The sequence below is a fragment of the Flavobacterium sp. GW823-FHT04A11 genome (assembly GCF_058796535.1).
Genome location: NZ_CM179503.1, coordinates 487,825 through 506,091 on the forward strand (window position 1 = coordinate 487,825; position 18,267 = coordinate 506,091).

An 18,267-nucleotide genomic window follows, 5' to 3' on the forward strand; every position below is an offset into this window, starting at 1 on the left:
CTGATTTAAAATTAAAAAGTAAACATTGATTTGATATTTTGCACCTGAGTTTCTGCGCCCAATTTCAAACGTTCCTCGTATAAAGCATTTGCATCATTTCCGGCAATATAACGCAATTGATTTTTATTGTCAGTCGCGGCTTCATAAATAATCTGGGCAACATCTTCGGCTTTTGTGTAATTTTCCAGTTTTTCTGCGCTGTACCCTTTGCTTACTTCTGCCGTTAGTTTTTCGTAGGCAGGATGCTGACCAACTTCCATAGATCGTATTGCAAAATCAGTTTGCATGCCACCCGGCGCAACTACTTTTACCTGAATTCCAAATTGTGTTAATTCAGATGCCAGACTTTCGGAAAAACCGTCAACCGCAAATTTTGTAGCACTGTAAATAGAACAAGTCGGAAAACCTATTAATCCAAAAGTAGACGTAATATTGATAAAAGTACCACTTTTCTTTTCACGCAAATGAGCGATAAATGCCTTTGAAACTCTGATAACACCAAATAAATTCGTTACAATCTGGCGTTCGATTTGTTCATTTTCCAAAGATTCCAAAGCACCAATTAAACCATATCCGGCATTGTTCAAAACCACATCAACCGAATATTTATCGGTAATACTTTTAATCGTTAAATCAATTTGTTCCTGATTCGTAACATCCAGCGGAAGTACAATTACATTTTCTAATTGATTTAATTCGGTTTCTTTTTCAGGATTACGCATTGTCGCAATTACCTGCCAGCCTCTACTTTGAAATAATTTTGCTGTTGATTTTCCTAAACCTGTTGAAGCTCCTGTAATAAAAATTGTCTTTTGCATTTTTAATTGTTTTAAAATTATAATGCAAAGATCACCCGAAGCCTGAAGTTCGTTGTAGCCATTTTGGAGTTTGCATTAGCCAAAATGACGGGGCATAAAAAAACTCCATTTCAATGGAGTTTTGATTAGAAGTTATTATGGGTATTCAAATCCAAATTCAATTTTTTTAAGTTTATCCTTAAGTAGCTTATAACTTGCGTAATATGTTGGCATATTATTTTTTTCCAGCAATTTATCTTTACTGTCATTTGGTAATTCAATCCTGTAATAAAGCTCGATATATTCTTCCGTGCTATCTATTGCTGCATAACATTTCCCTAGTTTCTTAATAATATCATTTTTATTCATCCCTAGTTTTATCCCTTTGCCTGTTTTAAAAGAATCAACTTTAATTTGTCGATAATCATAATTTAGCTTATCCGAATTTTCTATAATAAATGCCGAAATTTGATATTTAGCATCCCCTGGATATTGTATTAAAGTTAAAGTTTCCCTTTTCAGATCAGAGTATAAATAGTACTGGCCTAAATCATCTATTTTATCTTTCTCTCCTATAATTTTTTTTGCGCTTTCATAGTCTCGAATATTTATTCCATTAACAGAAGTATCAGGATTATCTAAAATGCAATTTGACTTTTTTAGTTTGAGCAAAGCTTCATATTTTAATCTTTCCGCCTGGTCAGGTTCGGGGATTAATTCTGTTCTGCTATTTTGTACAACCTTTTTATTATCTGCTTTTTTACAGTTTATAAAAAGGAAAACAAAAAACAAAAAATACATTATTTTTCTCATTGTCTATATTTTCTTATTCAAGTGAAAGTTAGAAAAAGAAATCACTAAAAACTTTGCATCTTCGCGACTTTGCGAGCAATAAAATCTACTGCCCCTTTATTTCAATCACAGAAACTTGCAAATTACCTGTCGAAGCCTTCAATTGAATTTTTTCTCTCTTCCCATTCGACTGAATAATCACAATACATTTTCCGTTAAACAATTTACAGGAATTGGCTTTAAAAGAATCCAGATTTGCCTGATAACCATTGTCAACTCCAACTAATTTTCCTCCGCCAGAAACTTCAAAATTGATTAAATCATTGGCATTTGGTACCAAATTTCCATCTTTGTCTGTCATGGAAACCGTTACGTAAACCAAATCATAAGTGTCATTTTTTAGGGCTGGTTTATCTGCTTTTAAATCAATTTTAGCAGCTTCTCCCGCAGTATGGATTTCCTTTTCTAAAACTACTTTTCCGTCTTTTCTTGAAATTGCTTTTATAGTTCCCGGCTGAAATTTTACACGCCAGAAAACATGCAAATCATCATTTTGTTTTGACTTTTTTCCGAGAGATTTTCCGTTTAAAAACAATTCAACTTCATCTGCATTATTGTAATACGCCCAAACATCAACTTCCTGATCTTTTGCCCAGTTCCAATGCGGAAAAATATGCAAAACGGGTTTTGTTGTCCATTCACTTTGATACATATAATACACATCTTTTGGAAAGCCAGCCAAATCTACAATTCCGAAATAAGAACTTCTCGCCGGATAAGGATACGGATCAGGTTCGCCGATATAATCAAAACCGGTCCAGATAAAAGTTCCGGCCATGAAATCCTGTTTCTTGATCGTTTTCCAGTTCTCTTCGTGTGTTGCACCCCAATATGATTTTACATTATCAAAAGCCGAAACCGTCCAATCTGGATTTCCATCAAAAGGCGCATTGTGTTTTGGCGGCCACGCTTTAATTCCATCCGAAGGAAAATCATAATGTCCGCGGGTTTCCAAAGCCGAAACACTTTCTGAAGCAATTATTTTTTGCCCTTTAAAACGTGTTGGAAAATCTTTATAATCCTCATGTTTGTAATTAAATCCCAAAAGATCCAAAGCTCCCGACTGGTAAATGAAGTTTTTCTCAATAACATTTTCGGTCAAAGCCGAAGTTACGGGACGCGTTATATCTAACGATTTTACAATTTGGGCCAATTCTCTCGTAATCGCAATTCCCGTACTGTCAAATTGTTCACGAATTTCATTCCCAATACTCCACATCATTACCGAGGGATGATTGCGGTCTCTTTTGATAAAATCTTCCAGATCTTTTTTATGCCAGGCATCCCAATCCTTATGGTAATCGTTGGTTACTTTTTTCTTTTTCCAGACATCAAAAGCTTCGTCCTGAACGATAAATCCCATTTCGTCGCACAATTGCATCATTTCTAACGAATGCGGATTATGTGACATTCTAATGGCATTTACGCCCATTTCTTTCATTAAAACTAATTTTCTTTTTAAGGCATGAATATTTTCAACCGCTCCCAAAGCACCGTTATCGTGATGCAGGCAAACACCCAAAATTTTCATTGGTTTTCCATTTAATGAAAACCCTTTTTCGGCATCAAAATCAAAAAAGCGAACTCCAAGTGGTGTTTCGTAATTGTCTGCCAATTCACCCTTCTCATAAATTTTAGTGATAATTTTATACAGATACGGATTTTCGGTATTCCAAAGTTTAGGGTTCTTTAATGTAAGATCCTGAATCTTTTTTGAAGATGAATTTGCTGCAATTTTTCCTGATGATTGTACTTCGGCAACGTCATCATTATTTTTATCAAAAATGGTAGAAACCAATATAAATTCCTTTTCTGTATCCGAAGCATTCTTAACCTCGACTTCTAAATGAACCGAAGCTTTTTCTTTATAAATTTCTGGCGTCGTTACAAAAGTTCCCCATTCGCCAACATGCAATTTTTCGGTTGTAACTAAACGCACATTTCTGTAAATTCCAGAGCCGGTGTACCATCTCGAATTGGGCTGCGCATCGTTATCGACTTTTACGGCGATGACATTTTCCTGTCCAAAATTTAGATATTCCGACAATTCATAAGAAAACGAAATATACCCGTTTGGACGAATTCCTAAAGAATGTCCGTTAATAAAGACTTCACTATTTTTAAAAACACCGTCAAATTCTACAGAAACCGTTTTGCTTTTCCAACTTGCAGGAACTGTAAACGTTTTGCGATACCAGCCTTTTCCTGCCGGCAAAAATCCCTGCGCCTGTTTTGTTTTACTGTCTTTGTCAAAAGCACCTTCAATACTCCAGTCATGAGGTAATTGCAAAGATCTCCAATCGGCAGTATTAAAATCTTTTTGTGTTACTGATGGATAATCTCCTAATTTGAACTTCCAGTTTTTATTAAAATCCTCAATAATTCTGGCTTTTTTTCCTTGAGCGAAACAAATTGTTGATAGTAATAATAGTACTGCAATTGCAGTTTTTTGTAAAATGTTTTTATGTTTAATCATAAATATGTTTTTTTATTCTAATCTAATTTACACGCCCGATTTGTCAGGCTGAGCGTCCCGAAACTTCGGGAGAAGCCCCAGTCCAATATTCCATAATCTTTGTCGAGCTACGTTGCGTGGGCTTCGACTCCGCTCAGCCTGACAAAGTAACGACATCATTCGGTGCGGAGTTCCTCGCGATGACAAAAATGAGGCAAAACTTTGCGGGGCTTCGACTACGCTCAGCCTTACAATTGGAACGTAGACGCACTGCTGTGCGCCTCTACAATAAAACTCAACGTTAAATGAACTTATATAACTTATATGGTTTAATTTTTTAACCTCTAACCTCTGCACCTTTGAACCTTTGCCTCTTTGAACCTCAAAAAAAAACCTATTGAAATTCAAAATTATCCAGCATCAATCCTTTCAAATCTTCGCCTTCCAACGTAATTTTATATGTTCCTGCGTTAATATATCCGCCTGAAGTTGTATTCAAAACTTTCCATTTTTCCGGTGAAGGAAAAAATTCTATTGTATCATTTCGCATTAAAATTCCGTAAGCATCTTCCATTTTGAAATGTACTTTTAATGGCGTCTCATTTCTGTTCATGAATTTGAAACGCATTAAATAAATTCCGGCAACTCCGGGTTTTACCTCAAACTGAATGCTGTTATTTGTCTTTTTTGTGAATTCAATATAATCCGCTTTTTTGAAATTTCCTTTTACAATATCATTTCCGGTTGTTTTGACATTTTCTGCTTCGAAAATAACAATCGGGCGCGAATCATCTTTTTCGCCCATGTCATAAATTGGAACCACAATAATAGAACTTATCGTTTCTGAATTGTCAAAAAGTACTTTTTCACCCTTTTTTACTTTTTTAGAAAAAACAGCAAACTCAACATTATTACTATTCTTTGCCATTTCTTCTGATTTTTTATAATCAGATAATCCTGAAAATTTTGTTGTTATTTTATTGTCAATCAAAACATAAACATCCGAATCTTCTTTGACTGTAAACGAACCTTTACTTTTAGATTTGGATAAAAACTGTAAATAATCAGCTCCATAAACTTCTGAAGGCAATTTAGTAAAAACAACCTCAGCATCTGAATATTGTTTAGAATTCATATCAAGCCATGAAGCTATTTTGAATTCATTTTTAATTGGAGAATCTAAAACAACATTTTGAATGTTTTTAGGTGATTCGTTTGCGGGTCTTGCGTGTATGTCTTTTGTGGCAATGGCAATCGCCGAAATAATAGCTTGTCCGGCTTTTACGTTCGGGAAAGAAATCCTGATTTTTCCTCCTTTGCTTTTTACGACAAAAGCTTTCTTCAATGCTTTATCATGTCCGGCTTCTGCCCAAATATCAAAATCTTTTAAAACAACATTATCGTTTATAGCAACATCAAACAAACGCCAGCCTTTGCAATTTAAACCGCCACCGGTTCCGTACCAAGGTTCTGTAAAGTATAATTCGACCAAATATTCTCCATCCGGAGCAGGAAATTCGTAACTTAATTTATCTGTTCCGTATCTGAAACTTTGAAATAATTCAGGATCTTTTGTACCCGAAATTGGATCAAAAGTGCTTCTTTGACTCGCATAAAAATCCGGAAGTTTTTCAAATTTATCTGTCCAGGATAAAGATCCCCAGGTATGTTCGCCATTTTTATGAGTATCGATAAGCCATGTATTTCCAGATGAATCTGTCATTTCAGAACCACCACAATTGACTCTGTAAATATAATTATATCCTTTTTTGGCTTTTGTAATATCGGCTTGATCGGTATATAACGCTTTTAGGTTTGGCGCTTTCGGAAGCGTATTCAGAACCACATAATCTTTCGCAACCGCTTTTCCGTTTACATAACCCACAGCATACAAAACATCGTATTGAATATTGACATTATTAAACTGAAAATGCTGACCTAATCCCGGATTCTTCAATTTGCCTAATGAAGATTTATTTACATCATTAAACAATTCTACTTCATCACAATTTGAATAAATATCAATTCCGTTTTTTATGCCTGCCGAATCCCAACGACTTGGCCAGGAATGCGAAACAATATAAACCATCGGATTGGTTTTGTTCGAAACATAATTGGCGCGGTACATATAATACGCATCCAGAGGTTCGCCCCAAACGGTAAAAAGTCCTTTGTAATTTATAGGTCCGACTTTATCAATATCTCGAAATCCTTCGCCGTTTTGAGAACGCCCCGGATTTTCGTGCGAAGCAAAAAGCCAGTTGAATTGTCCCGCGATTTTATCTTTTACCGATTCAGCTTCGCGGACTTTGATTTCCATTAATTGTGAAAAACGATTTTCGCTCAAAATCCCTTTTTGATCAAACTCACCTTCGGTATGTAAATCTGCTGTTCGCCATGCGCCATATTCTCCGTTTAAGAGTTGTGTACTCATTTCGAGATGGTACTTTAAAGGATCACCGCCATACGTTCCTGACCAGTTTTGTACGACATTCCAATCTGTTCCTTCACCTCCATTGCAAGTTGTTACGATTCTTTGAGATGCTGATAACGGATCCATTTCGCGAATAATCTGCGTGCATTCTTCTGCAAATTCTTTTGGGATTGTACTTTCATTCTGCAATCCCCACATTACAACCGACGGACTGTTTCTGCGTTCTTTTATCCATTCTCGTAATAAGGATTTAAAGTTCTCTTTAAATTCCGGTGTATCGTACCAAATATGTGCCGAGAACTGACTCCAAAACAGAATTCCGTTTTCGTCTAATTCTTTTTGGTACAATAAATTATGAGGTTGATGTGCTTCTCTAAAAGCATTAAATCCGGCGGCTTTTATTTGCTCGATTCTGGCATGAATTTGTTCGTCAGAAAACGAATGGCTGTTTCCAATCATATGTTCGTATTCGCAAATTCCGTTTACGAATAAAGGTTCATCATTGATAAAAAAACGATTGTCTTTTCCGTCACGGCTTATTGGCCAGCTTACCCAGCGAATTCCGTAAGGTGTTTTTAGTTCGTCTATTTTCTTTCCGTTTTCATAAACCGAAGTTACGAGTTGATATAAATAGGGATTTGCCGGCGACCACAATTTTGGATTTAAAATTTCAGGAAGTGTTTGTGCTATTTCTTTTGTTTCCCCAGAAAGACTTTTGATATTACTTTTTTTGATAGCAACTTCCTTTCCTGAAGCATCAAAAAGTGTATTTACGATCGTTAAATCACGGTTTGATTTTCCGTAGTTTTTAATTTCTGTAGTAGTATGCAGAATCGCTTTTTCTTTAGAAATTGATTTATCATTCCAGATATGAACGCCAAAAGGTTCCACACGAACCTCATCTGTAACTATTAAAGAAACCGGTCTGAAAATACCCAATGGCTGAGAACCTTCAGAAAATCCCCACTCACCGGAACACCCGCCGCAAACCCACGGAAGATCTGCAATAAAGGAAGGATGATCTGCTTTGACCATTATATTATTTTCTGTCTCAAAAGAAACCGCATTTGTAATATCGATTGTAAAAGTAGTTCTGCCACCTTTATGCGCTCCCACTTTTTTTCCGTTTACCCAAACTGTGGCATACGAACCTACTCCTTCAAAATACAAAAAAAGGCGTTTGCCTTTGTCTTTTTTATCTGCTTTAAATGTTTTATGATACCAGGCTGTTCCGTGCAAATTACCGTGTTTCATTCTGCGATACCCGTAATATTGATCCCAGTTATGCGGAACATCAGTTTTTTGCCATTGCGAATCGATTTTCGGGTTACTCACAAAGTTTTCGTCTTGCTGTACGGGATTATTTAAAATGATAGTTTCCCAAGATGAATTCAGCGAAATCTCTCTACGCAATTCCGCTGACGCATGTTTCACCTGGCTCTGGACAGAGCAAAAAACTAATAAAAAATAAATAAAAAAAATCTTCTTCATGCTTTTTTTTAAACCATATAAGTGATATAAGGTAATTTAAGTTTTAAATTTTAAATTCTTTTTTCTGTTAGACTGAGCGAAGTCGAAGTCCCACAAAGTATGTTGCTCTCTGGATGTGATTTCTCCTTCGTCGAAATGACACACGTTACTTATTTTTCACTGAGCAGACCTGACAGGTTTCTCAAACCTATCAGGTCTAACTTATCGTGAGTGCGCGTGAGGGATGGCAGTGGAGCTCTTTTTTAAGGTGATTTTTGCTCCGCCTGTTCGCTATCGCTCGGGTCTTCACCTTAAAAGCGGGAACGTACAGCCCGACCCGGAGGGGCACGCCCAAATTATACACTTTATTCTAATTATTATTAATAAAACAACCAGTCAATCGCACCTTTTTCTCCGGCATCTATATAACCCACATCACGAGGCGTTATGGTTTGATTTGCATCTATAAACCCTAAAATTAATACTCTTCCTTTACCTAAATCTAGTTTATTTTCGCCGGGTTGAAACGTGTAGGTATGAATATTTACACGAGGTAATTCTTTAAGATTCATGGCGCTTGCCAAAATAACTTCGGCCTGACCGTAAGCATTTCCTGCAGCATCAGTTTCTAAACTTGGCGGAAATAAAAATCTCTTTTGATCTGAATTGAAATAACCTACAACCAATTTTACGGCTTTGATATTTTTGAATTTCAGATGCGTTCCGTTTTCGTTTTGTGAAGCTTCATCAAACGTAATTCCTTTCAAATTTTGCAATTCAGGCGCTATTTTTGTCAATTCTGAAATTGGCGTTCCGTATACTTTTGTTCCATTTTTCACGGCATAATTTCCTTTACTTTCGCTTAGTAAAGTTACATCTGCGGTTTGCCAAGGTTTTCCTTCTTTGGTCGCAATCTTACCATCTTTTGATGATTTTAATAACTCTAAATTACGTTTAAAATTAACTAATTCGCGCTCGTAATGTGGCAATAATTCTGCCCATGTTTTGTTATTTCCGTCGTCACCGCCAATCGGAATTCGGCGCTGAGCGGTTTGCATACTATTGGCGTAATAATACGTGTCTTTCGTAAGATTTACCAATAATTCGTAGTGCTCGATGCTCTTTTCCAAATGTGGCATCGCTTTGTCAAGATCCGCAATATCATTGGAATAGCTGTATCTCAAAACCAACAAGGCAGCTTTTACTTTTTCTGAGAAGAAATCGGCGAAGGCTTTATAGGCATGAATATCATTTTTCAGACGCAAAAATTCTTCTTTGTCTTTTGTAACGCTCGCTTCGGCTTTGTCGATGGCTTCAACTGCCAATCTTCCGTGTTCTGTGATTTCGGCAATAATCTGAGTTGGAAGTTCACCTGAATGCGGTTCTTTGTTCCACTCTTTTTTGGCATATTCTAAAAGCAATTCTCCCGCAGGCCCGCAAGATTCGTGAAATCCCGGATAAACACGCCATTTGGACGGATTTACCAATTGGCTTTCGAACATTCCTAACAATAAAGTTTGGCGGTTTCCTTCTGTAATTCCGAAACGTCTTAAGGTTTTTGGCGCAATTTCTCCGGTTTCATCGTATGCTTTTTGGATGTTATTCGCCGCTTCTAAATCGGTTCCGTATTTAGCGGCTAAATCATTATCCCAATATTTAACTTCTTCATTTCGATCTCTTTTACTATCCCACGCATATCTTGCCCAGGCTTTGTACCAAATCCAGTCGCGATCCATTTCGAGAATTCGTTCGCCTGTTTTTGTTTTATCGGCAGAATATGGCCAATCCCAATACGATGCCTGCGGATATAAGTGTAATGCATTGGCTCCGTGCGCACTGTGCATTGCTTTAACCGTTTTCTGGATAAAATCCGGAGATCCGTATCTGAAAGGTTCTAAATTGGCGAGAATATGAACATTCTCGATATGAATTGATTTTAAAGCGCTCAATTGTTTATGGGTTTCACCCCAAGGTCCTCCTGGCGTATAAGTGGTCAGAGATTCTCCGGTATATTTACTTTCTGTGTATAAGTTTTTGTATAACGGCAAAGATTTTTCCATCACCAAAGGTCCGTCTGTATCGTGCGAACGTAAAATAATTGGCGGTTCGTCTGTTCTTCCCAAGGCTTTTAAACCGTCCTGAACTCCGGGAATAATGGTTTTGGTAAACCATTCTACATCATCATCAATCGTATTTATGGCTTCTCCCAAACAAACTAATAATCCAACATTTGGGTATTTTTCTATAAAAGCAGCAATTGATTTTCTCGTATAATCTGAAAGTAAAGGCGTAATTGGACGCGAACGATCCTGTGTTTTGATGTTATAATGTTCGGCAAATGGCTTAGAAACAATAATGTTGTAAAACATCTGAATCACCCAGATTCCGCGTTTATTGGCTTCAACCGTTAAGAATTTATAAATTTCTTCGTTCTTTTTGAAATCTTCTTCGCTGACTTCCATCGCAAACGGATATTCTTTTAATTTAACCAAAGAGGCAAACGGATGTCCGTTCCATAAATAAAGAGAATTCATTCTGTTTTCGACCAACATATCGAGATACTTTATCCAAAGTTTTTTGTCGTAAAACCATGGAAAAGTTTCCGGTGTATACGGATATTCATAAACATCTCTGCCCGGAAGATAAGTCGTTTTCTGCATTCCGATGCAAGCGCCTCTCAGAACCATTTCCGGACTGTCTTCTATATTGATTTCTGACGGAAGTTTTCCGGAAGTTTTAATACGATCTGCCAATTCCAGTGCGCCATATAAAGCTCCCGAAGCATCAGTTCCTTCGATATAAATAATATTATTTTGAGTGCGAATTTGAAAACCTTCTTTCTTCGCTAGTTTACTATCGTCGATTTTAGCACTTTTCGAATTCTGTTTCCAGAAATCAGTTCCTTTTTCGCCAATAACAATTACTTTATCTTTTGACTTTTTAGCTATTTTATCAGAAGAAACTATTTTAAATCCTTTTCCAGATAAAGTTTCTGATAATTTTTCGGCTCCAAACTGCGCTCTTGGCGATTTGCTGTCGCTTACAATAGTAACATTTTGCGCTGTTGCGAAAGTGGTATAGAGGACTAAAAAAAGTAAAGTAAAATATTTCATTGTATTGTAATTTTTATTCAACTAGTTGTCATTTCGATAGAGAAATTACACTCGTGATTCGACAAAGATTGACATTTCTATATAGAGCTTCTTGCGGAGATCCCTCGTTCCTCGGGATGACAAAAATGAGAGTAAAAATCTCCCAGATCTGCCAAATCTGCGAGAGTAAATTTTTTCACGCAGATTTGGCAGATCTGGCAGATTTACTTTTGCTTTTTTGCCACAGATTAAAAGATTTCCACAGATTGAAAAAAAATCTTTTTAATCCTTTAATCTGTGGCTAAATGTTTTTTTAATTCTGAAAAATCTTTTTTAGATACGCCACATTTGCGCCGTAATTCACTTTCACATTATGAACCTGCGTAACATCTCTGGAACGTTCTACAATTAACCAGCCGCTCCATTTCATTTCATCAAGCGTTTTTTTAATTTCCGGCATATTGATCATTGTATCATTTTCAAGCCAGACTTTATCTGTGTTGGAAGCGTGAATTTGACCCAAATGTTTTTTACCTAATATTTTTAGTTCCGCTACAATATCTCTTCCGTTATCTGCGGCATTGGCAAAATTGAATGAACTTTTGATGTATTTGGAATCAATTTCTTCCAGTAATTTTTTCTCATCCGTAGCGCTCAATGAAGTTTCAATCGCAATCACACCACCAATTTTACCAACTTGTTTTCCTGCCCATTTTAATCTTTCGACAATTACCGGACGTAATTCAGGATTTTTAATCAAATCGCTTTCTGTTCCAAGCGGAAGAAAAGCCATTTTCACTTTCATGTCTTTCATTGCTTTTACACAATCATTAATCATAGGTTCTATGGTTTCTCTTTTCGCAAAAGACTGCGCATAGAATCCGGACATGGCAATAGAACTGATTCCCACATGCAATTCTTTAGACTTATCCAGAAATTTTTGCCTTTCAACCGGGTCACCTAATTTGCTGTCAAAAGTTGGTCTGTTTCCCAAGCCGCCCATGTCCAGTTCTATTCCGTCGGCTTTGATTTCAGCTGCCAAACCAAAAGCGCCTAATTTTTGTCTTTTTAAAATCATCCAGTCACAAACGGCAACTTTATATTGCTGTTTTTTAGAAGACTGAGCCGTTGCACAACTGTTGAATGTTGTTGATAAGGCAACGAACATAGCAATTAATAAATGTTTATTATATATCATGTGTATATTTTTTTTGCCACGAATTACAGGAATTCACACTAATTTTTTAATTTTAATTAGTGCAAATTCGTGGAATTCGTGGCGAACTTTTTTACTCTTCTTCCGCTTTTACAGCCGTTACAACTTTATTTTCGTCTCCAGGCCAAATTCCGTTTTTGATTGGAAGTGCTTTTAATTTACTTGGATCGATTTTTACGTATTTCAGTTTTTCTCTTCTCCAGGTATAAACGATATGCACCATTCCGTCAGCACTTTGAATCATAGACGGATACGAATATTGACTTATTTTTGAATCTTCTAAAACTAAAGCCGCTTTCCAGTTAATTCCATCATCAGAAATAGAAACATTTAGAGGTGTTCTTGGACCTTTTGCTTCCGTTCCCGGAGGTAAAACGTGATTGTATACTAATAAATGTTTGCCGTTTTTAAGGGTCACGGCATCCGTTCCTGAATTGTTATTTGGCAGACCAATTAATGCTACGTCAGACCAGGTTTTTCCGTTGTCTTTTGAGAAAGTGCTAAAAATTGCTCGGTTTCTGGTTCTTCCAATTGCCTGAATGCTTCCATCTTTGTGGAATAAAATACTGGGCTGAATCGCATTTATCTTTTGTTTTCCTCTTGATAAAGTATCGCCCATCACCCATGTTTTTCCGAAATCAGGAGTCGATTCCATACGAATTCTCCAGCCGTCGCCTTCAATACTTGACGGACATAATAAAGTTCCGTTGCTTAATAAAACCGGTTTGTTTTTGATTGGCCCTAAGAAACCATCAGGCATTTTTTTTGCCTCAGACCAGGTTTTTCCTCCATCAGATGAAGTTCTGATTACACCCCACCATTCAGATGGTTTTGGTCCTATTTTGTAGAATAACATTAAATCACCACCCGGAATTTGATATAAAACCGGATTCCATGTTGGTAATCTCGGGCCTTCTTTCATAATGCCATCAGCAACTTTAACGCCTTCGCCCCATTTATCACTTCCTTTTGGTTTTATGCTTACATAAATGCAAACGTCAGGATGTCTTTCGTGCGTTCCTCCAAACCAGGAAGAAACTAAATCGCCATTTGTAGCTTCGACAATTGTAACAGCGTGGCAAGACGGGTAAGGTGCTTTATCATATATAAATTCATCAACCAAAATCCCTTCTTTCCAGGTTTTATTTTGTAAAGTCGGTTTACAACTTCCTAAAAGGAAAAGTCCAAACAAGACAAATGTCAATTTTATGATCTTCATTCTTAATTTATTTGAATTAAAATTTGGCTTATAAATACATTCCTAATATTTTTTTAGGTAAAAATATTTATTAAGTGTAAAAATAACACTAAAAATTTAACAATGCATCCTGTACTGTCCCGAATTGTCTAAAATTAACGCTTTACGGCGATAGAGTAAGATCCGGATGACAAATTCAAAACCAAATTGTTGTTTTCAATTGTATAAGATGAAGATTGACCGTTTAACTTTTGATTGTTTAAGATTACATTTGAAGCATTCGAAACCGGTAAATAAACCAACGCTGAACTGTTTGCAGGAATTGTTATTTTCCAGTCGAGTTTGTTTTTAGCTTTTTTCCAGTCACTTTTAATCAATCCGTAAACAGATTCATAAGAAGCATTTACGAAAGTTAACCCAGCCTCAAAATCAGGTTTCATGATAATTTGTTTGAAGCCCGGAGTTTCAGGATTGCTTTTGATTCCGGCTATATTTTCGTAGTACCAAATCAATAAATCGCCCATTAACATGACGTGATTTTGAGAATTCATTTTAGGATCGGCCGTATTTCCATTCCATAATTCCCAAATTGTGGTGGCTCCGTTTTTTGCCATATATCCCCAACTTGGATATGTATTATTCGAAGCCAGTTTGTAACTCAAATCAGGTCTTCCAAATTTCGATAACGTTCGCATTAAAAACTGAGTTCCAATAACTCCGGTGCTAATATGTCCTTTGTACGTTACCTCAACTTCATGAACAATATTTTCGAAAACCTTAGACTGTAAATTTTCAGGAACAAGTCCAAATGCCAGCGGAAGTAAATTTGCCGTTACCGTATTATTAGCATATTTGTTTGTTTTTGGATCGAAAAATTTCGCATTAAATGCCAATTTTATTCTTTCAGAAAGTAAGTCGTAATATTTAATATCATCAGAATTTGTTCCGTTAATTGTCGCAAACTTTTTCATCTTCTGTAATAAATGATAATAAAAAGCACTTGCAATTAATTCGCCATTTGTAGTTCTGGTCGAATCTTTAGAGTGAATTAATTCTAATGATTCCGGCGGAACGCACCAATCTCCGTATTTGTCTTTGGTCATTAAATCTTTAACCAAGTAATTTTCTTCCATATATCCGATCCATTTTTTCATTGCCGGATAATGTTTTTCAATTACTTTTTTATCTCCAAATTGCTGATACAACATATCGGCAACCGTGATATACGTTCCCGGCCATGTAACATTATCTCCATAATAACGCCAAAATGCCGGCGCCACATCCGGAATTCCGCCATCTGCCGTTTGTGCATTTTTGATATCATCCAGCCATTTTGCATACAAAGTCTGATTATCGAATATAAAACTTTCGCCATAAGCGCCGGTTGTTCTGTCTCCCAACCACGGCTGACGCTCATTTCGCTGTGGACAATCGATTGGCATTCCTTTATAATTTCCTCGAATTCCCCAATAAGCATTTTTGAAAATCTGGTTCATCGTAGCATCGGAAGATTCAAAAGTTCCGATAGTTTTAATGTCATCATAAACCACTTTTCCAACAAAATTATCCACAGTTGGTTTCGTAGGAAATCCTGAAACTTCTACAAAACGGAAACCGTGAAATATAAATCTCGGTTCCCAAATTTCTTCGCCTTCGCCTTTTAAAGTATAAACATCGGTCGTTCTCGCATCACGTAAATTTTCGATATATAAAGAACCATCAGCCTGTAAAGATTCTGCAAATTTTAAAGTTACTTTATCGCCGCTTTTCCCTTTTACTTTCAATTGCAGCCAACCCACCATATTTTGACCCATATCCAGAATATAAGTTCCTTTTGAAGTCTGCTTAATCGAAACCGGTTTCACCTCGCCCATAATTTTCATGTTCGGCGTCATTTGCGCTTCATAAAAACCTCCCGGTTCCTGAACATATTCTGCCAAAAACCAGTTTCTATCATCAAAATTGGTGGTATTCCAACCTTTCATTTCTTTACGGGCATCGTATTCTTCGCCGTCATATTCATTGTTGGATAAAATTGGTCCGTTTGTCGTGACTTTCCACGTATCATCTGTTCTTATAACCTCTTTTGTTCCATCCGTATATTCTACAAACAATTGCAAAGCCATTTTCGGATAACCAAAAGTTTTAATTTTATAAGGTTTATAATCCTGACGCATCGTAAAAAAACGTCCGTTTCCTAAAATGGTTCCCAACATATTTTTGCCTTCTTTCAATTCCGAAGTCACATCAAAAACATTGTATTTTACATTCTTCGTATAATCCGTAGGAACGGGAGCCAAAACCTGATCGCCAATTTTATTTCCGTTAATGTACAACTCATACAAACCCATACCCATAATATAAACTTTGGCATTTTTGATTTGCTTTTTTAAGTTGATTTCTTTGCGAAGATATCTTGCTGATAATTTAGAATATTGAGAAATACTATCTCCGGCAGAAGCTTTTTCGTAACCAATCCAGCGTGTCGATTTCCAATCTGCATAATTTAAAATTCCCATACTAAAATGAGCATTTTCATTAGATTGAATTTCTCCTTTATTTGTCCAGACAGTTACTTTCCAAAATGCATTTTGTCTGTCACCCAGTTTTTTTCCTTTATAAATAATATTGACAGATTCATCATTTTCCACTTTTCCACTATCCCAGAAATCTGCTTTATTAGCATTTAAGTTTTCTAGCGTCGAAGCAACAATAATTTTATAAGCCGTTTGTTTTACATCATTTACCTCTGCATTTATTTGCCAGCTCAATCTTGGCTGAACCACATCAATTCCTTCCGGATTATTCAGCATTTCGCATTGTAAATTTGCAACAGTGATTTTATTTTGGGCTTTCGCCGAAAAAGAAATCAAGGTTATAATGATGAATGTTATATGTAAAAAAAACTTTTTCATGATATTAATTTTAAAATTCTTTGCGGGATTTTTTGTTTCTCGCAGATTGAGCAGATTTTATTTTTTATGTCATCCTGAGCGAAGTCGAAGGATACGCGAGTAATTCGACAAAGATTGGGGATTTTGATTGCGGAGTTTCTGACGTTTCCTTCGACTTCGCTCAGGATGACAAATACTACGCAAAAATTAGAAATAAAATCCGTTTAAATCCGCGTCATCCGCGTGCCAATTCTTACTCAGAAACCAACCTCTCTAATTTCTCAGAAACCGCAATTTCCTTACCGTTTTTAAAGATTCTAAAACCTTTTCCCTTCTTATATTTCTCCCCTGTTTTATCCCAAAGAATTGTAATAATATTGCCGTGATACAAAACATTATCCAGACAAAACCAATCCCATTTTTCCTGCGGAATCAACGGATTCACTTCTATTTTTTCATCAGCTCTAGGGCGTAAACCAACCAATCCTGTAATCATCAAATCGTTAAAAGTCGAATGATTGTAATAACGGCTGCGTTCTCTTTCGCCCATTAACCAATATCCAGTAGTTTCATCCAAATATTCTCCCAAATAAGGTCTTCCGTGAAAATATTGCGATTCTACGTATAAATTCATTTGCTTGAAATAATCCGTTTTAGCAACAAAATTCTGATCGTAATTATTCAAAACATTAGCCAAAGCAGTTAAAGTCTGCGAACTGGCAAAAGGCCAAATTGCACCGTCCCATTCGCAGGTTCCTGTTCCATGCGTTCTAAAGCGCGGACTTCTTCTTTCGGCTGTTGTCAAACCAAATGGCGCCGAAAATCCTTTTTCATCCTTAATTTGTTCCCAAGCTTTTTCAAAACCTTTATCTTTTTGTGGCAAATTAAAATACCACGGAATAAAACCAATTGCTTCTCTAACTTGAGCCAAAGTATCTTTTTCTGTAAAAGTTTCGAAGAATTCACTTTTCGAATTCCATAATTTTGTTTCTACTAATTTTTGTAAAGTATCAGCTTTTGCAGAAAAATAACTTTCTTGTTTTGTATCGCCTTTTAACTTTGCCATTTTTGCCAAAGCGGTTGCATTTCCAAACATATAACTATTAATTGTCGGACGCGCATTTCTAAATTTTCTGGCTCCGCTCAACGATTCCTCCATTCCGTCTTTTACATCAAATTGCCAGAACAATCCGTCTTTTCGTTTTCTGTCGCCTTCCCAGGCTGCATATTCTGCAACTAAATCAGGATACATATCCAGTAAAAATTTATCGTCTTTATTTACCAAATATCTGTTATACAAAGCATCAGCGGTCCAGCTGCTAAAAGTACGAAGCTTTTTCATTGGCTTTCCGTCATTTCCTCTAAACCACAAATGAACATCCTGCTCAATATACTGCGGATCATGAACCCATCTAAATTCGTTAATATGATGTCCCAAAGCACAACTAATCATGTTGTATTTATCTGCGTAAGAGCGATCTACCAAAAACTCAGTAATCGCAAATCCTTGCGGTGTTTTCTTAATATGCTTTCTCGCACTCCACCAACGGAAATAATAAATCTCCTCAAAATTTTGCTGCGGACATTCAAACAACGGAATATTTTTTTCCATCCAAGTCCACGCTGAATCATTCGGAATCGCGCCTTTTATATTTTCATCTTCCATTGTGTTGAAATAATCAACATAATGTTTGAAATTATTTTCTTTTAAAATAATTGCTGTTCCTTTATTTGATTGATTTGCACCAGATTTGCAACTGCTTAAAGTTGCAATCAAGATTAGTAAAGTGATTATTTTGTATTTAAAATGATGTAACATATTCTGTTTCTATTTTATTCTTTTCATATAGTTTTGTCAT

Annotated in this window: 9 protein-coding genes; all 9 read right to left on the minus strand. The window is 36.3% G+C overall.

Annotated features, from left to right (window positions below):
• Nucleotides 1-11: 11 nt before the first annotated feature.
• Nucleotides 12-818 (minus strand): SDR family oxidoreductase, encoded by an 807-nt coding sequence (locus AC3QL1_RS02400; protein ID WP_492494780.1) that lies wholly within the window; start codon nt 816-818, stop codon nt 12-14.
• Between the two features lie 135 nt (nt 819-953).
• Nucleotides 954-1,610: a hypothetical protein gene (locus AC3QL1_RS02405; RefSeq protein ID WP_492494782.1), complete on the minus strand. Its 657-nt coding sequence runs from the start codon at nt 1,608-1,610 to the stop codon at nt 954-956.
• Nucleotides 1,611-1,695: 85 nt separating this feature from the next.
• Entirely contained in the window at nt 1,696-4,125 is a 2,430-nt protein-coding gene (locus AC3QL1_RS02410) for a glycoside hydrolase family 2 TIM barrel-domain containing protein (RefSeq protein ID WP_492494783.1), read from the minus strand.
• Between the two features lie 373 nt (nt 4,126-4,498).
• Nucleotides 4,499-8,029, minus strand: coding sequence for a malectin domain-containing carbohydrate-binding protein (locus AC3QL1_RS02415; protein WP_492494785.1), 3,531 nt, complete (start codon nt 8,027-8,029; stop codon nt 4,499-4,501).
• Between the two features lie 359 nt (nt 8,030-8,388).
• A complete protein-coding gene (locus AC3QL1_RS02420) occupies nt 8,389-11,121 on the minus strand; it encodes an alpha-d-galacturonidase (protein WP_492494786.1) in 2,733 nt (910 codons plus the stop codon).
• A gap of 292 nt (nt 11,122-11,413) precedes the next feature.
• Entirely contained in the window at nt 11,414-12,298 is an 885-nt protein-coding gene (locus AC3QL1_RS02425; RefSeq protein WP_492494788.1) for a sugar phosphate isomerase/epimerase family protein, read from the minus strand.
• 91 nt (nt 12,299-12,389) lie between these two features.
• Nucleotides 12,390-13,535, minus strand: a complete 1,146-nt coding sequence (locus AC3QL1_RS02430) for a sialidase family protein (protein ID WP_492494790.1) — start codon at nt 13,533-13,535, stop codon at nt 12,390-12,392.
• 134 nt (nt 13,536-13,669) lie between these two features.
• Complete coding sequence (locus AC3QL1_RS02435) at nt 13,670-16,429, minus strand: glycoside hydrolase family 78 protein (RefSeq protein WP_492494791.1); 2,760 nt, start codon at nt 16,427-16,429, stop codon at nt 13,670-13,672.
• Between the two features lie 232 nt (nt 16,430-16,661).
• Nucleotides 16,662-18,227: an MGH1-like glycoside hydrolase domain-containing protein gene (locus AC3QL1_RS02440; RefSeq protein ID WP_492494792.1), complete on the minus strand. Its 1,566-nt coding sequence runs from the start codon at nt 18,225-18,227 to the stop codon at nt 16,662-16,664.
• Between the last annotated feature and the right edge of the window lie 40 nt (nt 18,228-18,267).

What these genes read in the sequence shown, in the direction of transcription:
- AC3QL1_RS02400 (WP_492494780.1), bottom strand. Translation starts at nt 818, where the DNA reads ATGCAAAAGACAATTTTTATTACAGGAGCTTCAACAGGTTTAGGAAAA.
- AC3QL1_RS02405 (WP_492494782.1), bottom strand. Translation starts at nt 1,610, where the DNA reads ATGAGAAAAATAATGTATTTTTTGTTTTTTGTTTTCCTTTTTATAAAC.
- AC3QL1_RS02410 (WP_492494783.1), bottom strand. Translation starts at nt 4,125, where the DNA reads ATGATTAAACATAAAAACATTTTACAAAAAACTGCAATTGCAGTACTA.
- AC3QL1_RS02415 (WP_492494785.1), bottom strand. Translation starts at nt 8,029, where the DNA reads ATGAAGAAGATTTTTTTTATTTATTTTTTATTAGTTTTTTGCTCTGTC.
- AC3QL1_RS02420 (WP_492494786.1), bottom strand. Translation starts at nt 11,121, where the DNA reads ATGAAATATTTTACTTTACTTTTTTTAGTCCTCTATACCACTTTCGCA.
- AC3QL1_RS02425 (WP_492494788.1), bottom strand. Translation starts at nt 12,298, where the DNA reads ATGATATATAATAAACATTTATTAATTGCTATGTTCGTTGCCTTATCA.
- AC3QL1_RS02430 (WP_492494790.1), bottom strand. Translation starts at nt 13,535, where the DNA reads ATGAAGATCATAAAATTGACATTTGTCTTGTTTGGACTTTTCCTTTTA.
- AC3QL1_RS02435 (WP_492494791.1), bottom strand. Translation starts at nt 16,429, where the DNA reads ATGAAAAAGTTTTTTTTACATATAACATTCATCATTATAACCTTGATT.
- AC3QL1_RS02440 (WP_492494792.1), bottom strand. Translation starts at nt 18,227, where the DNA reads ATGTTACATCATTTTAAATACAAAATAATCACTTTACTAATCTTGATT.